The following is a 20,323-nucleotide window of genomic DNA, read 5'->3' as shown; positions in this document are numbered from 1 at the left end:
ATTGAATTACATCAGAACATAAGCGCCATTCCATCCTCGTGGCACAGAAACTGCTTAGACATCACCAGTGACGGCCACCGGCCAAACGCTCCGGGTTTTGGGCAGCCCTTCACCGCCCAGCAGGTATTTTGAGGAGAATGCAGCAATGAAAAACCAATCTGGTTTCACACTTATCGAACTGATGATCGTAGTTGCGATCATCGCCATCCTGGCCGCTATCGCCATCCCGGCCTATAACGGCTACATTACTGAAGCGAACGTCACACGAGTGAATACCGCCTATGAAGAGGGCATCAACTTTGTTCGCTCCGAGATGTCCCGACGCCAATCTGTGGTCGCCCGTGGCGGTACTTTTCCTACCGACACAACAGCTGAGTGGATCACCGCACTCAACAACAGCGGCGGCACCGCTCCCAGTGGCGACGCAGCGTTTGCCCAGGCAGCCAATGGGGCAGGTGATGTCATCGTCGTCGGCGGCAATGGCACGGACGCAAGTGACCTAACGTTGACTCGCCCCGCCTACGATCCAGCAGGTGACGGCACCGGCGTAGCGCAAGAGATTGCAACCATCACCGTCAACGGCGCGATTAGTTACAATCCGGTGCGTACAGGCAGTTAACCCCTGCCATCGGATCGGCTAAAATTGGGATTGGGGAAGCTGGCATAAACGGCCAGCTTCCCCGTTTTTGCGAGAGTGGTCCGGTGATATTACTCTCAGACCAACAATGGCTGAGCTGTTTCCAACGCCTTCCCAGGTACCTTTAAATAGCGGTGAACGACATGAAAACCAAGGTATGCCACTCCAACGGCTTTTCCCTTATCGAACTGATGATCACCATAGCCATCATCACCATCATCTCAGCCATCGCCATTCCCGCCTACAACGGCTACATCGAAGAGGCCCGCTTCAGCGCCGCGCGCATGAACGCCGAACCCCTACGCCTGGCTCTGGAAGACTACTTCCTGGAGAACAACACCTACATCGCTGGCAGTTGGGAAGCGGATGGCAACCCAATAGACCTGCAGACAGGTAACCTCGCCTGGCACCCCGATGGTGACGGCAACAATTACAACTACTCGGTGGCCGCGCTCAACGCCGACATCGCAACCGGCTACATCCTGACCGTCACCGACATCAACTACGCTGAAGCCAGCATCCAATGCACCCGGAACCAGACCGCGGGCACCTTTAGGTGTGCAACAAACACCGGCAGCTGACTTCCATCCATTCAACACTAAAAAGCGTGATGGCGCACACCCTGGGCAAATTGATATCACCCCCGGCAGGGGCTATATTGGGGCAATAAGATCAGTTGGTTGCGGTGGTTATTGAACACCATTTCCAAACTCAGCCCGCCTCATGGGCTGAACTGGCCCGACCGCCCCCAACCTCTCCACCAGCGCGGAAGATATCGACAGGATGGCCAGCACCAAACCCAAAGCAAACCTCAGCGGCCTGGCCCGTTGTATTATCCAGGACAACCTAATTTCCGAGGAAAATGCCTCCGCCGCATTTGAGGATGCCCTCTCACAGAGCATCCCATTTGCCACTTACCTAGTCGAAAACCAGTTGCTTACAAGCCTTGAGATCGCGGTCTCCGCCTCTCGTGGTTTTGGCGTGCCGATCTTCGATCTTGATGTGGTCGACACCGACCTGATGCCGCGGGATTTGGTGGATGAGAAACTGATCCGCAACCACCACGCCCTACCGCTATTCAAACGTGGTAACCGCCTCTTCCTCGCCGTCTCCGACCCAACCAACCACCAGGGACTCGACGAGATCCGTTTCAACACCGGCCTCGCCTCCGAGGCGATCCTGGTGGAAGAAAACAAGCTCAGCAAGCTGATCAGCCTGATTCTGGATGCCCAGGACACCAGCATGGACGACCTGCTGGATACTGACCTGGACAACCTGGATATCTCCGGGGGTGAGGACTCAAAACCGGCGGATGGCGAACTGGATGTGGACGAAGCGCCGGTGGTGCGCTACGTCAACAAGATACTGCTGGATGCAATCAACGCCGGCGCCTCGGATATCCATCTGGAGCCCTACGAACGCAAATACCGCATCCGCTACCGCATTGATGGCCTGCTGCACGAGGTCGCCTCGCCCCCCGCCAACCTGGCCAACCGCCTCACCAGCCGCCTCAAGGTGATGTCGCGCATGAACATCGCGGAGCGTCGCGTGCCGCAGGACGGCCGCATCAAGATGAAGATCTCCAAGAGCCGCTCCATCGACTTCCGCGTCAACACCTGCCCCACCCTGCATGGTGAAAAGGTGGTGCTGCGTATCCTCGACCCCACCAGCGCGCAGATCGGCATCGAGTCACTCGGTTTCGAACCGGAGCAGCAGAAGGCGTTTCTCGAGGCGATCGCAAAACCCTACGGCATGGTCCTGGTCACCGGCCCCACCGGCAGCGGCAAGACGGTCAGCCTCTACACCGGCCTCAATCTACTGAACAAACCCGAGGTCAATATCTCCACCGTCGAGGATCCGGTCGAAATCCAGGTCCCGGGCATCAACCAGGTCAACATGAACCCGAAAACCGGGCTCACCTTCGCCACGGCGCTGCGCGCCTTCCTGCGACAGGACCCGGATATCATCATGGTCGGCGAGATACGTGACCTGGAGACTGCGGAGATCGCGGTCAAGGCGGCCCAGACCGGCCACCTGGTACTCTCCACCCTGCACACCAACGACGCCCCGCAGACCCTGACCCGCCTCGCCAACATGGGCATTCCGCCCTTCAACATTGCCTCCTCGGTGCTGTTGATCATGGCACAACGACTGGCGCGACGGCTCTGCGACCACTGCAAGGCCGCCGAAGAGTTACCCCGCGAAGCGCTGCTGGAAGAGGGCTTCAACAATGCTGAGATCGACGAAGGCATTACCGTCTACAAGCCAATCGGCTGCGACATGTGCACCAACGGCTATAAAGGTCGCATAGGCATATTCCAGGTGATGCCTGTCTCCGAGGCGATGGGCAAGCTGATCATGGCAGACTGCACCTCGCTGCAAGTGCAGGAGCAGGCCCAGTTGGAGGGGATCGATAACCTGCGCGCCTCCGGCCTGCGCAAAGTCAAGGCAGGCCTCACCAGCCTCAATGAGATCAACCGGGTAACCAAGGACTAAACCATGGCGCCTCCCGCTAAAAAAGCACAGCCAAAAGCCAGTCTTTACGCCTGGGAAGGCACTGATCGCAAGGGCTCGCGCATCACCGGCGAGACCCGCGCCACCAATGTTGCCCTAGTGCGGGCTGAACTACGGCGTCAGGGCATCAATCCGCTGAAGGTCAGGAAAAAGACGACCTCATTTCTGACAAGTCGCAAGAGGAAGATCAAAAGCGCCGACATCGCTGTCTTCAGTCGTCAGCTCGCCACCATGATGAGCGCCGGCGTGCCGATGGTGCAGGCGTTCGAGATCGTCGGACGTGGCCACGAAAACCCCTCAATGCAGGATCTGATCCTCAGCGTCAAGTCCGATGTGGAGGGCGGCACCGCACTGGCCGATGCGCTCAAGAAACACCCACTCCATTTTGATGACCTGTTCTGCAACTTGGTAAAAGCCGGTGAGCATGCCGGTGTGCTGGAGACCCTGCTGCACAAGATTGCGCTCTACAAGGAGAAGACCGAGTCAATCAAGGGCAAAATCAAGAAAGCGCTGTTCTACCCCGCCGCGGTGGTCCTGGTCGCTATCATCGTCACCGCGATCATCATGATCTTCGTCATCCCCCAGTTCGAGCAACTGTTCCGGGGCTTTGGCGCCGACCTGCCTGTGTTTACCCGCGTCGTCATCAACATCGCCCATGTGGTGCAGAATTGGTGGTGGGCGATGCTTGGCGGCGCCATCCTGTCGGGTTACATATTGATCGGCACATGGAAGCGCTCGCGAAAATTCCGCCATACGGTCGACCGGATCCTGCTTAAGATTCCAATCATCGGCCCCATCATGAACAAAGCGGCGATCGCACGCTTCGCCCGCACCCTCTCCACCATGTCATCCGCCGGCGTTCCCCTGGTCGAAGCGCTGGAGTCGGTCTCTGGCGCCACCGGCAATGTAGTCTACAGCGAGGCGGTACTGCGCATGCGTGAAGATGTCGCCACTGGCCAGTCCCTACAGCTGGCCATGCGCCAACGCCACCTGTTCCCCAACATGGTGATCCAGATGGTCTCGATCGGCGAGGAGTCAGGCTCTCTCGACGACATGCTATCCAAGGTCGCCGACTTCTTCGAGGAGCAGGTAGACAACGCAGTGGATGCGCTCAGCAGCCTGCTCGAACCGCTCATCATGGTGATCCTCGGTACTTTGATCGGCGGTCTGGTGGTCGCCATGTATCTGCCGATTTTCAAGATGGGTTCCGCGGTGCTCGGCTGATTCTGCCCCACCCACGTGCTTTGTTCTCATACCACGCAAGGTGGTGCTGCAAAGGCACCCTGACATCGCTATGCTCAGCTTCCTACAACAAAACCTGGCTATCTACCTGATCTTCAGCGGCCTGCTCGGCCTGACCATCGGCAGCTTTCTCAATGTTGTCATCCTGCGCCTACCACGGATGATGGAGCGGCAGTGGCAACGCGACTGCCGGGAGCTGCTAAAGCAGCCAGCCACCGCCGATGAGGAGCGACTCGACCTCGCCTACCCACCCTCCCGCTGTCCCCAATGTGGTCACCAGATCCGCGCCTGGGAGAACATCCCGCTCATCAGCTGGCTGCTACTCAGGGGACGCTGCTCCGACTGCACCACCCCCATCAGCATCCGCTATCCGCTGGTTGAAGCAGCCACCGCCCTACTTACCCTGATCGTCGCTTACCATTTCGATCCCGGTTGGCAGGTGCTGGCAGCGATGGGCTTCACTTGGGCCCTGATCGCCCTGACGATGATCGACTTCGACACCCAGTTGTTACCTGACAACATCACCCTGCCACTGCTCTGGTCAGGGCTGCTGCTCAACCTGGACGGATTATTCAGCGACCTGGAGTCAGCGGTGATAGGCGCAGCCGCCGGTTATCTCACCCTGTGGAGCGTCTATCAGATATTCAAGCGAATCACCGGAAAAGAGGGCATGGGCTACGGCGATTTCAAACTACTCGCCGCCATCGGTGCCTGGCTCGGCTGGCAATACCTGCCGCTAACGATCATGGCCTCCGCCCTGGTCGGCGCCCTGCTCGGGATCTCGCTGATCCTGCTGCGTGGTCGCGAGCGCAACCTGCCGATCCCGTTTGGCCCTTATCTGGCTGCCGCAGGCTGGATCGCCATGCTCTGGGGTGACTCGATCAACCATGCCTATCTACAGTGGTCGGGGCTTGGCTGATGCTGGTGGCCCTCACCGGCGGCATCGGCAGCGGCAAGTCCACCGTCTCCCGACACTTCGAAGAGTTGGGTGTGCCGGTGATCGATACAGACCTCATCGCCCGCGAACAGGTCGCTCCAGGCATGCCGGCTCTGCAAGAGATCATCAACCAGTTCGGCAGGCAGGTGCTTGACACCGATGGCCGGCTCAACCGTGCCAGGTTGCGACAGATTGTATTTGATGCGCCGGAAAAGCGGCGTCAACTGGAGCAGATCCTCCACCCGCGGATTCGGGCCGAGGTGGCGCGACACCTGCAAAGGCTGGACACCCCTTATGCCGTCGTTGTCGTCCCGCTGCTGCTGGAGAGCGGACATAATTACAGCGCCGACCGAATCCTGGTGGTGGATCTGCCTGAGGCGCTACAGATCGAGCGGATCGAGCAGCGCGATGCGCTTTCAGAAATCCAGATCCGCCAGATTCTTGCTGCCCAGACGGATCGCGCAAGCCGTAGAGCCATAGCCGATGATCTGATCGAAAACAGCGGCGATCTCGCCGCGCTGAAAGCCGCCACTGAGCAGTTGCATGAAAAGTATCTGCGGCTGTCTGCCCGATAAGCCCGAGATCGCTGGGCTCTCTCCCCGCATCCAGTTCAGAGCGAAAAATTCATACCGACTGTCACAGTGATGATGTCGAAGCCGATATCCCCATAGGTGATACCCAGCTTGTCCGTGATACTGCCGATAGCGAATCGCTGATATCTCAGGGCCCAATAGGTTTCATCCGGTCTCTCGATACGTAGACCCACTGAAACCGCGCCCGCAGCGCTTGTGCCATCGGCATTTTCAACATCTGCCACACCCAACCCCAGACCAACATATGGGAACAGATCCATCCCGATCGGGAGTTCGTAATAGAGGTTTGCCAGAACGACATGAATATCGTTATCAAAATTGAGACCGACGCTTTTCAGCTCTGCGCTCGATATCGCATAGCTCCCCGACGCAAGCTCAGAACCCCCATTGGTCGTGATGCTGGCGCTATCCAGCTCGGCCCCGGCGAAATGCCAGGAGAGGCTGGCCCGCAGCACATTATGCTCTTCGAAATTACGCAGACCAACCTCGAGCCCGAGACCGAGGGTGGAGCCATACTTTAGTGCACCGCTCATGGTTCCTGTCTCTGTGGAGGTGTATGTGCCCGTCTCCACACCCTCCACATCAACAGAGCCCAGAAGGGCCTCCACATATCCTTCCAACGCCTGTGCCGAAAGGGAGAACATGCACAGGAAAAGCAGCAAAATGACTCTGTTCACGGCAGGAACCTCTGAAATCCTTCTTAAGAACCTGCACGCTAGGAGATTCTTTTTCCCGCCACAAGCGACAGAGTCACACCTTCACAAGAAATACCCCTCTTAGTCTGCTCCGCTCCCCTTACTAAAATTCAGCCCATCTTCCGCCAGCTCCACCCGAACTTCATCTCCCGGCATAAATTTGCCAGCCAGGATCTCCTGCGCCAGTGGGTTTTCCAACTGCTGGCGGATCGCACGCTTGAGTGGCCTAGCGCCATAGACCGGATCGAAGCCCGCCTCACCCAACCGATCGAGGGCGGCATCGCTGATCTGCAATCCCATCTCATGATCCGCCAGGCGGCGACGCAGATAGTCGATCTGGATTGTGGCGATGGCACGGATCTGCTCCCGGGCCAGCGGGTGGAAGACCACGATCTCATCCAACCGGTTGATAAACTCAGGACGGAACGCAGAACGCACCACCTCCATCACCGAGGCCTTCATGCTGGCGTAGTTCTCCTCGCCGGTCTGTGACTGGATCACCTCGGAACCCAGGTTAGAGGTCATCACAATCACCGTGTTGCGAAAATCGACCGTGCGTCCCTGGCCGTCGGTGAGGCGTCCGTCGTCGAGCACCTGCAGCAACACATTGAAGACATCCGGGTGGGCCTTCTCCACCTCATCCATCAGAATCACCGAGTAGGGTCGACGGCGCACTGCCTCGGTAAGATAGCCGCCCTCCTCATAGCCGACATAGCCGGGGGGTGCGCCGATCAGCCGTGCCACCGAGTGCTTCTCCATAAACTCCGACATGTCGATGCGGATCATTGCCTCCTCGGTGTCGAACAGGAACTCCGCCAGCGCTTTACACAGCTCGGTCTTGCCAACCCCAGTGGGGCCGAGGAAGAGGAACGAGCCATTCGGCTGGCTGGGGTCGGCAAGCCCAGCACGGGAGCGGCGGATGGCATCGCTCACAGCCTTGATACCCTCCTGCTGGCCGATCACCCGCCGACCGATCTCCTGTTCCATTCGCAACAGCTTGTCGCGCTCGCCTTCGAGCATCTTGGAGACCGGGATGCCGGTCCACTTCGAGACCACCCCGGCGATCTCCTCATCGGTGACCTTGTTGCGTAGCAGCTTCATCTGCTGCATCTCCGCCTGGGCCGCCATATCGAGCTGTTTCTCCAACTCCGGGATACGACCGTACTGCAGCTCCGACATGCGTGCCAGATCGCCAGCGCGGCGCGCCGTATCCATCTCCAGCCGGGCCCGCTCCAGCGACTCCTTGATGTGGGTAGTGCCCTGCAGCGCCGCCTTCTCCGACTTCCAGATCTCCTCCAGGTCGGAGAACTCCCGCTCCAGACGCTCGATCTCGCTCTCCAGATGGGCCAAGCGCTTCTTCGAGGCCTCATCGGTCTCCTTGTTCATCGCCTCGCGCTCGATCTTGAGCTGAATCAGACGCCGCTCCAGCCGGTCCATCTCTTCAGGCATGGAATCGATCTCCATGCGGATCTGCGAGGCCGCCTCGTCCACCAGGTCGATCGCCTTGTCGGGCAACTGACGGTCAGTGATGTAGCGGTGGGAGAGAGTCGCTGCGGCGACGATGGCAGGGTCGGTGATATCCACTCCGTGGTGCACCTCGTAGCGCTCCTTGAGGCCACGCAGGATGGCGATAGTATCCTCTACGCTCGGCTCCTCCACCAACACCTTCTGGAAGCGGCGCTCCAGGGCCGCATCCTTCTCCACATACTGGCGATACTCGTCCAGGGTGGTGGCGCCAACGCAGTGCAGCTCGCCGCGCGCCAGCGCCGGCTTGAGCATGTTGCCGGCATCCATCGCGCCCTCGGCCTTGCCGGCACCGACCATGGTGTGCAGCTCGTCGATGAACAGGATGATCTGCCCCTCCTGCTTGGCCAGATCGTTGAGCACGCCCTTCAGGCGCTCCTCGAACTCACCGCGGAATTTGGCGCCGGCGATCAGCGCCCCCATGTCGAGAGAGAGCAACCGTTTGCTCTTTAGCCCCTCCGGCACCTCGCCATTGATGATGCGTTGAGCCAACCCCTCGACGATGGCGGTCTTACCGACGCCAGGTTCGCCAATCAAAACCGGGTTGTTCTTGGTGCGCCGCTGCAACACTTGAATGGTGCGGCGGATCTCATCATCGCGGCCGATCACCGGGTCGAGCTTGCCCTGCTCGGCGCGCTCGGTGAGGTCGATGGTATACTTCTCCAGCGCCTGTCGCTGATCCTCTGCATTGGGGTCGTCCACCGACTGACCGCCGCGCACCTTATCGATCACCTGCTCAACCGCCCGCTTGTTCGCCCCCGCTTTGCGCAGTATCTCGCCCAGTTCACCCTTATCATCGACAGCAGCGAGCACAAACAGCTCGCTGGAGATGTACTGATCTTTGCGCTGTTGGGCGAGTTTGTCGGTCTGATTGAGCAAGCGCCCGAGGTCGTTGGAGATGTGCAGATCCCCCGCCGCCCCCTCGACGCTCGGCAGACGCTCAGTGGCTGCGCTCAGATCTGAGCGCAACAGGTTGATGTTGACATCCGCCTGGGTCAGCAGATGGCGCACCGTGCCCCCCTCCTGGTCGAGCAGTGCGCTCATCAGATGCAGCGGCTCAATGAATTGGTGATCGCGCCCCACGGCCAGGCTCTGGGCATCTGCCAGGGCCATCTGAAACTTGCTCGTCAAACGATCCATTCGCATGGCTAACTACTCCGTAAACTCTGTTGATGTCCACAAAGTTGGGGAGTATTGGGCGTTTTTCAAGGGCGATGACGCCAACCTTGCAAGCGAGCGCACCGCGCGCCAGCGACGCGCCTACATGGAAAGGAAAAACACCGAAGGATGATCAGGGCGACAGGCTGCCACCGCAGATGCCTGCAGACTCCGCATGGGCATGCAAGCCTTCAGGGTCGAGCACGGTGATGTTCCCCCCTTTCACCTTGATCAGATTCTGTTCAGAGAAGTTGTGCAGGATACGTGAGAAGGTTTCCGGCTTGACCGACAACCGCGACGCCAGCACCCCTTTGGGTGCCTCCAACTCGATGTTTGCGCCGACCGCATCCCACTTGCCCCAGAGGAAGCCGGCGACCCGACCGGTGGCGCTCTGTAGGGTGAGGTCGTCGATCTCTTTGATCAGCAGCTTGAGCCGCTGACTCATATCCGCCATCAGCCGGAAACAAGTATCCACCGAGCCGCGCAGCATGGTCAGAAACTGGGCGTTATCAATCGTCACCAGTTCAGTCGTACCCATAGCGGTGGCATTCACCGGAAAGCCTGGGCTCTCCAGAAACATCAGCGCCTCGGCAAAGGTGTGGCCGGGAGAGATGATCTCAATGACCTTTTCGTTGCCGTTCATCGCCAACCGGTAGAGTTTAATCTGGCCGGTGGTGACGAGAAAGAAGCGATCCGCCGCATCACCCGCCTGGAACAGCATCTGGCCATCATTCAGTTTGATAGTGCGGCTGAATTCAGTGACCTGCTGGAATTGATCATCGTCTAGCCGCGCAAAGAGATAGGTCTGTCGCAGATTAAATGGCAAGGCTGACTCCCGGTCTTTCCCATTATTCTAATAGTGTTGATCAACCGCCCCCGCCGGGGCAGCTGCCCGAAGTTCAGCCTGCAGATGGCGAAACTTCAGAACAACGCGCACCAAATTGTAGCAGAGAAGCAGGGAAGATAGCCCCAAAAAAAGCCCCGCCGGTAGCGTCAAACTGTCACCAACAGCCAGCACCCCAGCCCATAGCAGCAGTGCCAGCAGATGCAGATACCATTGGCGGCGGGCGAAACGATCCGGCAGCAGCTCTTTCATGCTCGGAATCCGCGGACCGCCGCCAGCCAGCGAGGCGGTCTTCTGGTGTTGCAGATGGAACCAGCTGAGAAACGGCACGATCTTGTAGAGCATGCCGTTGATGATCGAGAGCACAGCGAAGATCAGACAGACGCCCAACCACAGATCGAGATTAAGATCCGAAAGAGCTCTGGTCAGCATCAGCAGCCAAGCCAGCACCACTAGCCCCAGCCCCAGACGCCAGAAATTGAGGGTCACATCGGCCAGTTTGCGGCGACGCCGACGCTGCAGATGCAAGGTCACCAGCGCAAACAGCATGAACCCAGAACCAACCAGCAATGCCAGCCAGGGCGCAGCCGAGATCGACCAGTAATCGAGGGACCAGACCAGCAGCGCAGCAAACAGCAGTGGTGCGAAGAGCCGTTGCAGCCGCAGCGGGTACTCTGGGGTCAACTGGAACATCGGCACCACCTGATAACCGACGCCGACGATCAACAACCCCACCCAGGCTGTCCCCCCCCAAGCCAGGTGAGTATTGGTGAGCATGATCAGGTCAACATAGGGCAGCTTCCACAACTGAGCTGCCGCCAGATAGAGCCCCAGTAGCACCGTCACCAGCAGCCCAAGCACCGCCAGGCGCATCGCAATCACCGTGGCGCTGACTCGAACCACCCGCCACAGGGCGATCCCGACCCCACCGATGAAGAGCGCAAACCCGCCTGCCAGCAGACACACCGCCAGCTTCATCCAGAGCGCTCCGGCACCGAGGAAACCGGCCACCAGCGCCAGCGTGCCGAGCGAGGTTGCTAGATGCACAGTGATGGCCAACGGCACCACCCGCGGCACCGGCGAACCTGCCAACACCGGCAGCATCTGCAACATCGCCCCCATCATCACCTGGCCCAACACCCCCAGGGTAAATAGATGGGTCATCGACAGGGTCAACGGCGACCAGCGATCCGTCAGCACTGCCGCACCCTCCAGCATCAGCAACAGAGCGGCCAGCAGCAAAAACAGCGGTGCGGTAAGAAAAAAGCGAAACGGCACCGAGATCGGTGGCGCCTGCTCCAACGACAGGGAGGCGGTGGAGGTCAAGCTAGTTACCCGCCAGCCGTTTATTGACGGCCGCCTCGGCGGCCGCATCCTGTTCGCGCCAGATGAGGACCTGATAGACCGAAGGCCCGCCCTTGCGCAGCCGGTAACAAAATCCCCGCTGCACCAACAACGGGTAGAGCAACAAAGGCTCCTTGCGATGGATCACCAACAGATAGTCCCCCTCTTTCAGCTGCTCAACCGACTCCAGGGTGCGATCCAGGGGCTCGCAGGGTTCCAGCATACTGACGTCAAGACTGACCTCCATTTCACCCCTCCTGTCACAGCGCCCGCATCTGTTCCAGCAGCTCTCCAGCCGCGGCATCGCCCAGGGCCTGATCCGTCATTGGGTAGAGCATCTGCTCCTCTTTGGCATTGTGCTGCTGCATCAGCATCAGCAGGGTCTCACACAGACCGAGGAAGCGATCCTGCTGTTGTGCGACCACCGTCCCCTCCATCTCCTCAAACAGCTCACGCATCTGCGCATGCTCGCTGCGCATCACCTGGGTCGGCCCCATCGTCATACCGGTCTGCTGCTCAAAGCGCGGAAAGAGCAGCTCCTCTTCCATACGGAAGTGGTGCAGTATCGCCTCGCGAAAGGCATCATAATTACTGTGCGCCCGCGCCCAGTCGTTATCTACAGCGGCCGACTCGGCATCCGCAAACAACTCATCACAACGCCGGTGGTCCTCAGTCATGGATTGGGAGATCACACTCATTACCCTGTCTGCTCCTGTCTGGATTCTGTCTGGATTCTGTCTGGATTCTGTCTAAGCCGACAGTATTAGACAGTCCAGGCATGGCTGCTTTGACAACCATCAAAAATATCGTTCCGGCAGACATCGCCGGAGCAGGAACGAACGGAGATCAACGCTTCAATTGGGAGAGATCCCGCACCGCGCCTCTGGCCGCACTGGTGGTCAACGCCGCATAGGCCTGCAATGCTTGGGAGACCTGCCGTTTGCGCTTCTTCGGCTGCCACGCCTTATCGCCCTTGGCCTCCATCGCCTCACGCCGCGACGCCAGCTTTTTGTCGGAGAGCGCAACGCGGATGATCCGCTGCGGAATGTCGATCTCGATGGTGTCGCCCTCCTTCACCAGGCCGATATTGCCGCCTTCAGCGGCCTCCGGTGAGCAGTGGCCGATGGAGAGCCCAGAGGTACCGCCAGAGAAGCGCCCATCGGTGATCAGTGCGCAGGCCTTGCCCAGCCCCTTCGACTTCAGATAACTGGTGGGATAGAGCATCTCCTGCATGCCTGGGCCGCCCTTCGGCCCCTCGTAACGTATCAGCACCACGTCACCGGCCTGGATCTGGTCACCGAGGATCGCCTCCACCGCCGTTTCCTGGCTCTCGAAGATGCGCGCCGGCCCGGAGAATTTGAGGATCGACTCATCGACGCCGGCAGTCTTAACGATGCACCCCTGCTCCGCCAGGTTGCCGTAGAGCACCGCCAGCCCGCCATCCTGCGAGTAGGCGTGTTCGATATCACGGATGCAGCCCTCCGCCCGGTCCAGATCCAGAGAGGGCCACTGCGCGGTCTGACTGAACGCCACCTGGGTCGGCACCCCGCCGGGGCCGGCCAGGAAGCGGCGCTTGGCATCCATACCGCCCTGGGTGATATCCCAGCTCTGCAGCGCCTCGCCCAGGGAGGCGCTGTGCACCGTGGGGCAATCGTGGTGGATCAGGCCTGCCCGGTCGAGCTCGCTGAGGATGCCGATCACACCGCCGGCACGATGCACATCCTCCATGTGATACTGCGGGGTCGCCGGGGCCACCTTGCAGAGATTCGGCACCTTGCGCGAGAGCCGGTCAATATCGGCCATAGTGAACGCCACTCCCGCTTCGTGCGCGGCGGCCAGCAGGTGCAACACGGTGTTGGTGGAGCCGCCCATGGCGATATCCAGGCTCATGGCGTTCTCGAACGCATCAGCACTAGCGACGGAGCGCGGCAGTACGCTTTCATCATCCTGCTCGTAGTAGCGCTTGGTGATCTCCACCACCAGGCGGCCCGCCTGCAGGAACAGCGACTTGCGCTCGGCGTGAGTCGCCACCAGCGAGCCATTGCCCGGCAGCGACAGCCCCAGCGCCTCGGTCAGACAGTTCATCGAGTTGGCGGTGAACATGCCGGAACAGGAGCCACAGGTAGGGCAGGCGGAGCGCTCGATGGCAGCCACGTCAGCATCGCTCTGCTCGGGATCAGCCGCAGAGACCATCGCGTCCACCAGATCGAGCTTTAGATCACCCTTGCCCGCCAGCTTCACCTTACCCGCCTCCATTGGGCCGCCGGAGACGAACACTGTCGGGATATTGAGGCGCAGCGAGGCCATCAGCATGCCGGGGGTAATCTTGTCACAGTTGGAGATGCAGACCATGGCGTCGGCGCAGTGGGCGTTGACCATGTACTCCACCGAATCGGCGATGATGTCGCGCGACGGCAGCGAGTAGAGCATGCCGCCATGGCCCATGGCGATGCCGTCATCCACCGCGATGGTATTAAACTCTTTCGCCACACCACCAGCGGCCTCGATCTCGCGGGCCACCAGCTGCCCCATATCCTTGAGATGGACATGGCCGGGCACAAACTGGGTAAAGGAGTTGACCACTGCGATGATCGGCTTCTCAAAGTCGGCATCCTGCATGCCAGTGGCGCGCCACAGCGCGCGGGCGCCCGCCATGTTGCGGCCGTGGGTGGTGGTACGGGATCGGTATTGCGGCATCTCGGCCTCCGGGTCTGCAGTTGGCTCAAAAGCCGATTATGCCTGCTTCACCCCCCGGATTGCATCAGCCGAGACAAATCACACTTCGACCGGCAGATGCAGACAGAAGCTCGCGCCTCCCTCGAGCCGGTTGCGCGCCTCGATCGAACCGCCGTGGCGCTCGGCTACCAGCTTGACGAAGTTGAGACCGAGGCCGATGCCCCCCCCGCCCTACTGGCTCATGGCCCAGGTCGCTCCTGAACGGCAGGAACAGCTCCTCGAGACGCTCCTGGGGAATCCCCGGCCCGCGATCTTTGACGCAGCAATCGAGCTGGTCTCCGTCACAGCGCAGCATGATCTCGACCTGGGAGTCCTGCGGCGCCAGCTTGATCGCATTACTCAGCAGGTTGATCAGCGCGCGTTCCAGCAGCCCCGCATCGGCCTGCAGCCAGACCTCCTCGACCTCAAACTGCCGCTGCAGGCAGAGATTGCGTGCCTGCGCCTGCACATAGACCTCGTCCACCGCATTGCGCGCCACCGAGACAAAATCAGTATCGGTAAACGCGCTGCGCTCCACCGACTCGGCCCGCGCCAGTTGCAGAAAATCCTCCGCCAACTTGAGTGCACGGCGCGCATAGGGAGCGACCTGGGTCGCCAACTCCCGGCTGCCCGCCTGCAGCACCTGCTCCGACTGGGTCAGCGCCAGCAGGGAGGTGAGTGGCGAACGGATATCGTGGGAGAGAAAATTCACCATCCGCGCCCGCGCTCGTTCACTCTGCTTCAGGGTGCCGATGAACGAAAGCGTGACGATCATGCCAAACATGCCCGCTGTTTCAGGGTGCAGCGGCCTGAGCTGCATAAACAGCTCGGTATCTGGCAACCGCAACGCCTCGAAGCGACAGCCGTCCCCCCGCAGCAGCAGCTCGCGCAACAGCGGCTCCCAGTGTAGATCGCCGACAATCTGTAGCGGTTTCAGAAATGTCAGCGCGGGCTGGCCATGCAGTTCGGACTCATGCTTCAGACCGAGGTAAAAGGCTGCCCGCGGGTTGGCCAGCACCACCCTGCCGATCGAATCGAGCACCAGCAGGCCGTCATCCATCTGCCCAAGGGCGGTGTTGATGAAGTCACGCAGCTGGCGCAGATGCTGGTTCGCCGCTTCCACCTCGCGGATGCGTTGCTCCAACCGCTGCGACCCCTTTGCAGAGGCCGCCGCTGGAGGGATCGAAAACTGCCGAACAAAGTCGTCGAGAAGCGCCTGGCCGCGCCCTCTTGGCAGCTCGCCGGGCGGCCAGCAGAGCCCCAGCCGCCAATACTGCGTACCGCGCGGCAACAGTGTCCACAATGAACGCCCCAGCCGCGACCAGCAGCCGGCCTGCAGCAGGTCATCCGACGGGTCAGGCTGGCGCCCCGCCTGGGCCAGCCGCGCACCTAATGCATCATCCACACACCACCCCTGCAGAGGCAGAGTGGCGGCAATCGACTCCAAGCCCTGCTGCAGATCCTTTAAATCATTCGACGCAGGCAACAGCTGCGGCCCCTGACTCAGCCTTTGTAGCTCCTGATCGAGATGGAGCACCATCTGCTCCAGTCGCCGCCAGCTCCACAGGGGGTAGCTCAGCACCAGCCCCAGCAGCGCCGCCGACGGCGCAAACCAGATACCTCCAAACTGCAGCACCATCAGGCTCAAGAGCAACAACGACAGGATCAACCCCAGAGCCAACAGCGGCACCAGACGCGGCGGCAAACGCGAGTAGAGCAGCAGCGGCAGGGCCACCAGCAGCCCAGTGAGGAGCAGCTGCCAGTGGTGAGCCAGCGGCTTAACCGCCTCGCCGTTGCGCAGGCTCTGCAAAATATTCGCATTGATCTCGATACCTGCCATCGGCTGGCCGCGGCCGGAGAGCGGGGTCGGCAACACATCCCCCAGACCGGTAGCCGTCACCCCCACCAACACGATGCGGTCACGCAGGCTGTCAGGGTGAAACACGCCGCGCAGCACCTGCGCGTAAGAGAGCCGGGGAAAGTGGCCCGGCGGACCGGCGAAGGGGATCAGCCGGTGTCCCTGGCGCACGATGGAGAAGCGCTTCGCTGCCGTAGTCGCGGGCCCGGACTGCTCCGCGGGCGGAAAGCGAGCAGGCTCCAGGCTCTGCAACACTGTCAGCATCAGATGCGGCCAGAAGGCCTCGCCAAGCCCCTCCTGCAGGTAGATGCCGCGAGCGATACCGTCATCATCCAGCTCCATGTGGACATGCCCCAGCCCCGCCACCACCTCGGTCAACTGCGGTAGCGGCAGGCTCTCCAACAGCTGCCCACCGAGCTGCAGCTCCTCCACCACCACCGGCATGAAGACCTTGCCGCTGGCGGCAACCGCCTGGATCAGCCGGCGATCGCCTTGAGGGTTAGCGGGATCGGGCTCAGCGAACAGCAGATCCATCACGATCGCCCGCGCACCGGCCCGGGTCAGGATCTCGATCAACTGCGCATGGCGCTCGCGAGGCCAGGGCCAGCGGCCAAACTCGGCCAGACTCTGATCGTCCACCGCCACCAGCATGATGTCGTCCGCCGCAACCGAGCCTCGCCAGCCAAGCTGCAGATCATAGAGCAGATTGTCCAGGCGCCAGAGCCAACCACTGGCCGCCAGCAGCACCATTACACCTGCCAGCAACAGCGGCAGCAGCAGGCGCTTAACCTGGCGCAAGGTGCCATTGGCGACGCTCATGGAAGCGCCCAGGGCGGGGGGATCACCAGTCGGTAGCGGTTGGAGCGCAGCCAGCGCGATTCGGCCGCGAGCCAGGCTTCAACTGACACCCGATAACGACCCGGTGGCGGTAGTGGCACGCTCAGCACTGTCGTCTCAAACCGACGGGAGAAGAGCGGCAACCCCGTCTGTTCAGAGATGATTAGCAGACGATAGTGATTCGCCTTGGGCGGCTGGTTCCAGCGAAAGCTGACCCAGGCACCATTAAACGCCGGCGGCTCAAGTCTTAGCTGCGGTTCTGGCTCAGGCGATGGAGCAGGCGGAGGCTTCGCCACCTCAAGCAGATGGCAGCTGCTCAGCCCCTCCAGACCCAGCCCATCGATGCCGCGGATCCGCACCTGGTAGCGCCCAGGTGACAGCACCAACTCGTCGATTCGCGACTGCTCAAGCTGGTGCACCGCAAGCAGGACATCATCGCCACTGGCCAGCAGTTGCAGCCGATAGCCAACCACCCCCTTCTGATCTGGCCAGTCGAGGGTGATCGCGACGGCCTCGAGCCGCTCAGGCAGGGCTGAAAGATCGGGAGGCGGCAGCAGCGGCCGCGGCGCCAGCGGCGGCTTACCCGGCTCGATGCGGGTGCCGAATCCGGCCTTGAGTTTGACCGACTCACCAGCCGCGTTCACTGCGACCTCCCCTTTCACCACTTCGCTTTGGCTGATGCCGCTGCCGCTCTCCACTCCAATCCGGAAGTCGGTGCCACGCACCAGGGTCACCGCCGCCGGGGTGGAGATCTCATAGCGGGAACCGGGCCCTTTGAGGGGCCTGACCCGGCTCTCCACCCGGCCACGCTGCAGCCGAAAGCGACTGTCGACCATGCCGGTGTCGCCATAGGCGGAGAGCCGGTCCATAGTGATGTGGCTACCCGGTCCGAGCAGCAGGCGTGAGCCATCGGCCAGTTCGATGGTGACTGAAGCGGCCTCGCCCAGCTCCAGGCTGTCGCCCATCCACAGCCGCCCGCCAAGAGTCAGGGGCTCAGGTTGTCTCCCCGAATGTTGCAACACCACATCACCCCGCAGCTGCACTACCCGGGCGACAGCCGGTTGCTGCTGCATCCAGCTCAGCGGAATATGAATCCGGGTGCCCGGTGGGATCTTGGTGGCGGCATCGATCTGGTTGTATCGCTGCAGTTTGACGCTGGCCCCGCCATCCCCCAGATAGCGCTGCGCCAGGCTCCACAGGTTGTCTCCCGGGCGCATGGTGTAGAGCCACTCTGGCTCATCATCTGCTGCCTGCGCGCACAGCCAAAACAGGACGAGGGAGAGCAGCAGCCAGCGAATAGAGCGTTTCATAGTTGTTAGACGTGAGGATGACTGCAGTCGATGCAGTATCCTAACAAATCTTTAATTTATGGGGTTGGCCGCCGGCTCAGATCCCTGTGGACAGCTGTTCCAGCCGGTAGCCCTGGTGGTAAACCGCCTTCAACCGCCAGCCGTTCTCCGGCAGCAGACCGAGCTTGCGACGCAGACGGCTCATGTGGGTGTCGACGGTACGGGTCATCAGCCCCGGGCCCACTCCCCAGACCGTCTCCAGCAGGTGGTCGCGGGAGAGCAGCCGGCCGACGTTGCAGAAGAGGATCCAGACGAGCTGGAACTCCTTCTCGGTGAGGCCCCTATCCTCGCCCTGGTAGAGCAGCGTCTTGCTCTCCCGCTCAAGCCTGAAGTGACCCAGTTCGAGCACCCCGCGCCGGCCACTGATGCGGGCGTTGCGCCGCGCCAGTGCCCTAACCCTGGCCAGAGCGATGGGCTGCGAGATCGGCTTGCTCAGGAAGTCATCCGCCCCCAGCTCCAGCGCCTCGACAATATCCTGCTCACTGTCACGGTGGGTCAAAAACAGCACCGGGATATTCCAATCGAGCACTTCAAGGCCACTGCTCTGTGGCAGCTCCCAATCCATGATCAGCAGGTCATAGGACTCCTGACGCAACTCCCGGATAAAGGCATCGGCGGCAGCAAAGGCACGGCAGACATAGCCCGCCCCTTGCAGCCACTCCTGCAACAGGGTGGACTGCATCGGGTCATCCTCCAGGCAGGCAATGCGCAACACATCCGCTCTGCCGATTGGGCCGCCCTGGTCCACCATCATCACCGCATCACCCCCGTTTCAACATGCCGGCGACTACCAATATCACAATCGCCCCCACCGTGGCGGTAATCAACGAGCCGATGAAACCGTCACTCGCCAGCCCCAGAAACTGGAACATAAAACCACCGAGAAAGGCACCAACAACGCCCAACAACAGATTGCCGATCAGCCCGAATCCACGCCCCTTCAGGATCAGACCGGCCAACCAGCCAGCCAACAACCCCACAATCAAAAAATAGACCATACCGCCCCCTAGCCTGACGATGGGATTGAGCATACGACATCACCCACACCACCCAAACAGAACCCTGTGAACATTTGTGAACTGCGCAGTCCAGGCCTGATCAGGCCCGGCCTCAGGCTACCAAGAATGAATTTAGCCGTTTGCACCCGACACTGGCCGCCGTTTAGAGTAGCCTGCGAACAACGGAGGGCAGTGAAAATGTCGGTACTACTGGAATTCAGCATGTTTCCCACCGATCAGGGGGAGAGCGTCAGCGCGCAGGTCAGCCAGGTGATCGCCATGATCCGCGACAGCGGCGTCGACTATCAGCTAACACCGATGGGCACCATTATCGAGACCGCCGAGCTGAGCGATGCGCTGGCCCTGGTGGAGCGTGCCTATCAGCTGCTCGAGCGCCAGGGTTGTCGACGTGTCTACTCCTCACTCAAGCTGGATATCCGCCAGGGAAAAGATCAACGTCTGGCGCAGAAGATCCGTTCGGTGGAGGAGAAGATTGGCACGGTTAGGAGTTGAACTGCCATGACCAGGCCTCAACCGCCCACGGAGCCGAGCAGCCCCTCTGCCACACCACAGCAGTTGCAGTTGGCCCGCCGACTCTGGCAGGAGAGTCGCAGCGGCATCCTCTCGACCCGCTCCTTGGAGCACAAAGGCTACCCATTCGGCTCACTGGCCCCCTACTCTCTCGATCATCAGGGCCGGCCACTGCTACTACTTGCCCATCTGGCACAACACACCCGCAACCTGCAGGCTGAGCCCGGCTGCTCGCTGACTCTGGTTGAGCCAGGCCAGGGGGATGTGCAGCAGCTGGCGCGGCTCACCGCGCTGGCCCGCGCCGAGGCCATCAACTCCCCCTCAGAAGCACTGCTGGAGCGCCATTTCCACCACTATCCTGACAGCCGCCCCTATTTCGAACAGCTCAACTTCCGTTTCTACCGACTGATCCCTGAGCGCTTCTACTTCATCGGCGGTTTCGGTGCGGCGCGCTGGTTCAATACGGGGCAGATCCTGGACGAAAACAAGCCGACCGAGCAGGGCTGACTGCTCAAAAAATAATTCCACATTAAGCTAATGGTAGATA

The 20,323-nt window shown here is 60.8% G+C and carries 20 protein-coding genes; 9 read left to right on the top strand and 11 right to left on the bottom strand.

All coding sequences use genetic code 11. The features are described 5' to 3' along the window. Nucleotides 1-145 precede the first annotated feature (145 nt). From Ga0074115_RS17175 to coaE, 6 genes are all read left to right on the top strand, one after another. Entirely contained in the window at nucleotides 146-619 is a 474-nt protein-coding gene (locus Ga0074115_RS17175; RefSeq protein WP_006474483.1) for a prepilin-type N-terminal cleavage/methylation domain-containing protein, read from the top strand. Between the two features lie 161 nt (nucleotides 620-780). Next, nucleotides 781-1,218 carry a type IV pilin protein gene (locus tag Ga0074115_RS17090; protein ID WP_006474484.1) on the top strand — a complete coding sequence of 146 codons (438 nt, stop codon included), beginning with the start codon at nucleotides 781-783 and terminating at the stop codon, nucleotides 1,216-1,218. Nucleotides 1,219-1,420: 202 nt separating this feature from the next. Further along, entirely contained in the window at nucleotides 1,421-3,133 is a 1,713-nt protein-coding gene (gene pilB / locus Ga0074115_RS08820; RefSeq protein ID WP_060528428.1) for a type IV-A pilus assembly ATPase PilB, read from the top strand. A 3-nt stretch (nucleotides 3,134-3,136) separates the two neighbouring features. Next, nucleotides 3,137-4,375: a type II secretion system F family protein gene (locus Ga0074115_RS08815; RefSeq protein WP_057956605.1), complete on the top strand. Its 1,239-nt coding sequence runs from the start codon at nucleotides 3,137-3,139 to the stop codon at nucleotides 4,373-4,375. A 70-nt stretch (nucleotides 4,376-4,445) separates the two neighbouring features. Continuing rightward, the gene (locus Ga0074115_RS08810; protein ID WP_057956604.1) at nucleotides 4,446-5,312 is read left to right on the top strand and encodes a prepilin peptidase; all 867 of its coding nucleotides are present in this window, start codon (nucleotides 4,446-4,448) and stop codon (nucleotides 5,310-5,312) included. Then, nucleotides 5,312-5,905 (top strand): dephospho-CoA kinase, encoded by a 594-nt coding sequence (gene coaE / locus Ga0074115_RS08805; protein ID WP_198295059.1) that lies wholly within the window; start codon nucleotides 5,312-5,314, stop codon nucleotides 5,903-5,905. The genes Ga0074115_RS08810 and coaE overlap by 1 nt, the downstream gene beginning before the upstream one ends. A 35-nt stretch (nucleotides 5,906-5,940) precedes the next feature. Here coaE and Ga0074115_RS08800 read toward each other — a convergent pair whose 3' ends face one another. Beyond that, complete coding sequence (locus Ga0074115_RS08800; protein ID WP_082626867.1) at nucleotides 5,941-6,600, bottom strand: outer membrane beta-barrel protein; 660 nt, start codon at nucleotides 6,598-6,600, stop codon at nucleotides 5,941-5,943. A 99-nt stretch (nucleotides 6,601-6,699) separates the two neighbouring features. After that, nucleotides 6,700-9,288: an ATP-dependent chaperone ClpB gene (gene clpB, locus Ga0074115_RS08795; protein WP_057956602.1), complete on the bottom strand. Its 2,589-nt coding sequence runs from the start codon at nucleotides 9,286-9,288 to the stop codon at nucleotides 6,700-6,702. Here clpB and Ga0074115_RS16265 point away from each other — a divergent pair. Next, a complete protein-coding gene (locus Ga0074115_RS16265; protein WP_157292723.1) occupies nucleotides 9,287-9,433 on the top strand; it encodes a hypothetical protein in 147 nt (48 codons plus the stop codon). The two genes, clpB and Ga0074115_RS16265, sit on opposite strands and share 2 nt — an antisense overlap. On the opposite strand, the gene Ga0074115_RS08790 is transcribed toward Ga0074115_RS16265, so the two are convergent. The 9 genes from Ga0074115_RS08790 to Ga0074115_RS08750 all read right to left on the bottom strand — a co-directional run bounded on the left by Ga0074115_RS08790 (nucleotide 9,434) and on the right by Ga0074115_RS08750 (nucleotide 19,278). Continuing rightward, on the bottom strand, nucleotides 9,434-10,126 hold the full coding sequence (locus tag Ga0074115_RS08790) for a Crp/Fnr family transcriptional regulator (protein WP_057956601.1): 693 nt from the start codon (nucleotides 10,124-10,126) through the stop codon (nucleotides 9,434-9,436). It abuts the gene before it with no gap. A 27-nt stretch (nucleotides 10,127-10,153) separates the two neighbouring features. Next, a complete protein-coding gene (locus Ga0074115_RS08785; RefSeq protein ID WP_057956600.1) occupies nucleotides 10,154-11,470 on the bottom strand; it encodes a hypothetical protein in 1,317 nt (438 codons plus the stop codon). A gap of 1 nt (nucleotide 11,471) precedes the next feature. Next, the gene (locus tag Ga0074115_RS08780) at nucleotides 11,472-11,735 is read right to left on the bottom strand and encodes a DUF2249 domain-containing protein (protein ID WP_057956599.1); all 264 of its coding nucleotides are present in this window, start codon (nucleotides 11,733-11,735) and stop codon (nucleotides 11,472-11,474) included. A gap of 13 nt (nucleotides 11,736-11,748) precedes the next feature. Beyond that, complete coding sequence (locus Ga0074115_RS08775) at nucleotides 11,749-12,186, bottom strand: hemerythrin domain-containing protein (RefSeq protein ID WP_057956598.1); 438 nt, start codon at nucleotides 12,184-12,186, stop codon at nucleotides 11,749-11,751. Between the two features lie 148 nt (nucleotides 12,187-12,334). Beyond that, nucleotides 12,335-14,185 carry a dihydroxy-acid dehydratase gene (gene ilvD / locus Ga0074115_RS08770; protein WP_060528426.1) on the bottom strand — a complete coding sequence of 617 codons (1,851 nt, stop codon included), beginning with the start codon at nucleotides 14,183-14,185 and terminating at the stop codon, nucleotides 12,335-12,337. Between the two features lie 64 nt (nucleotides 14,186-14,249). Beyond that, nucleotides 14,250-16,880, bottom strand: coding sequence for a CHASE2 domain-containing protein (locus Ga0074115_RS08765; protein WP_057956597.1), 2,631 nt, complete (start codon nucleotides 16,878-16,880; stop codon nucleotides 14,250-14,252). Then, nucleotides 16,877-18,208 (bottom strand): FecR family protein, encoded by a 1,332-nt coding sequence (locus tag Ga0074115_RS08760; protein ID WP_060528425.1) that lies wholly within the window; start codon nucleotides 18,206-18,208, stop codon nucleotides 16,877-16,879. Before Ga0074115_RS08760 ends, Ga0074115_RS08765 begins: the two co-directional genes overlap by 4 nt. Before the next feature lie 76 nt (nucleotides 18,209-18,284). Beyond that, nucleotides 18,285-19,001, bottom strand: coding sequence for a response regulator transcription factor (locus tag Ga0074115_RS08755; RefSeq protein WP_232433003.1), 717 nt, complete (start codon nucleotides 18,999-19,001; stop codon nucleotides 18,285-18,287). 7 nt (nucleotides 19,002-19,008) lie between these two features. Then, the gene (locus Ga0074115_RS08750; protein WP_082626790.1) at nucleotides 19,009-19,278 is read right to left on the bottom strand and encodes a GlsB/YeaQ/YmgE family stress response membrane protein; all 270 of its coding nucleotides are present in this window, start codon (nucleotides 19,276-19,278) and stop codon (nucleotides 19,009-19,011) included. A 165-nt stretch (nucleotides 19,279-19,443) separates the two neighbouring features. On the opposite strand from Ga0074115_RS08750, the gene Ga0074115_RS08745 reads away from it, so the two are divergent. Beyond that, nucleotides 19,444-19,758 (top strand): MTH1187 family thiamine-binding protein, encoded by a 315-nt coding sequence (locus tag Ga0074115_RS08745; protein ID WP_057955836.1) that lies wholly within the window; start codon nucleotides 19,444-19,446, stop codon nucleotides 19,756-19,758. 6 nt (nucleotides 19,759-19,764) lie between these two features. Continuing rightward, complete coding sequence (locus Ga0074115_RS08740) at nucleotides 19,765-20,283, top strand: pyridoxamine 5'-phosphate oxidase family protein (RefSeq protein WP_057955835.1); 519 nt, start codon at nucleotides 19,765-19,767, stop codon at nucleotides 20,281-20,283. Nucleotides 20,284-20,323: the final 40 nt, after the last annotated feature.

Source organism: endosymbiont of Ridgeia piscesae, from assembly GCF_001443665.1.
GTDB lineage: Bacteria > Pseudomonadota > Gammaproteobacteria > Chromatiales > Chromatiaceae > Endoriftia > Endoriftia persephonae.
The sequence above is the reverse complement of the archived record's forward strand: the minus strand, read 5'-3'. Positions and strand labels throughout refer to the sequence as shown.

Excerpts from the sequence above, each read along its gene's own strand:
- Ga0074115_RS17175 (WP_006474483.1), top strand. The coding sequence starts at position 146 with ATGAAAAACCAATCTGGTTTCACACTTATCGAACTGATGATCGTAGTT.
- Ga0074115_RS17090 (WP_006474484.1), top strand. The coding sequence starts at position 781 with ATGAAAACCAAGGTATGCCACTCCAACGGCTTTTCCCTTATCGAACTG.
- pilB (WP_060528428.1), top strand. The coding sequence starts at position 1,421 with ATGGCCAGCACCAAACCCAAAGCAAACCTCAGCGGCCTGGCCCGTTGT.
- Ga0074115_RS08815 (WP_057956605.1), top strand. The coding sequence starts at position 3,137 with ATGGCGCCTCCCGCTAAAAAAGCACAGCCAAAAGCCAGTCTTTACGCC.
- Ga0074115_RS08810 (WP_057956604.1), top strand. The coding sequence starts at position 4,446 with ATGCTCAGCTTCCTACAACAAAACCTGGCTATCTACCTGATCTTCAGC.
- coaE (WP_198295059.1), top strand. The coding sequence starts at position 5,312 with ATGCTGGTGGCCCTCACCGGCGGCATCGGCAGCGGCAAGTCCACCGTC.
- Ga0074115_RS16265 (WP_157292723.1), top strand. The coding sequence starts at position 9,287 with ATGGCTAACTACTCCGTAAACTCTGTTGATGTCCACAAAGTTGGGGAG.
- clpB (WP_057956602.1), bottom strand. The coding sequence starts at position 9,288 with ATGCGAATGGATCGTTTGACGAGCAAGTTTCAGATGGCCCTGGCAGAT.
- Ga0074115_RS08780 (WP_057956599.1), bottom strand. The coding sequence starts at position 11,735 with ATGGAGGTCAGTCTTGACGTCAGTATGCTGGAACCCTGCGAGCCCCTG.
- Ga0074115_RS08775 (WP_057956598.1), bottom strand. The coding sequence starts at position 12,186 with ATGAGTGTGATCTCCCAATCCATGACTGAGGACCACCGGCGTTGTGAT.
- ilvD (WP_060528426.1), bottom strand. The coding sequence starts at position 14,185 with ATGCCGCAATACCGATCCCGTACCACCACCCACGGCCGCAACATGGCG.
- Ga0074115_RS08765 (WP_057956597.1), bottom strand. The coding sequence starts at position 16,880 with ATGAGCGTCGCCAATGGCACCTTGCGCCAGGTTAAGCGCCTGCTGCTG.
- Ga0074115_RS08760 (WP_060528425.1), bottom strand. The coding sequence starts at position 18,208 with ATGAAACGCTCTATTCGCTGGCTGCTGCTCTCCCTCGTCCTGTTTTGG.
- Ga0074115_RS08755 (WP_232433003.1), bottom strand. The coding sequence starts at position 19,001 with ATGATGGTGGACCAGGGCGGCCCAATCGGCAGAGCGGATGTGTTGCGC.
- Ga0074115_RS08750 (WP_082626790.1), bottom strand. The coding sequence starts at position 19,278 with ATGCTCAATCCCATCGTCAGGCTAGGGGGCGGTATGGTCTATTTTTTG.
- Ga0074115_RS08745 (WP_057955836.1), top strand. The coding sequence starts at position 19,444 with ATGTCGGTACTACTGGAATTCAGCATGTTTCCCACCGATCAGGGGGAG.
- Ga0074115_RS08740 (WP_057955835.1), top strand. The coding sequence starts at position 19,765 with ATGACCAGGCCTCAACCGCCCACGGAGCCGAGCAGCCCCTCTGCCACA.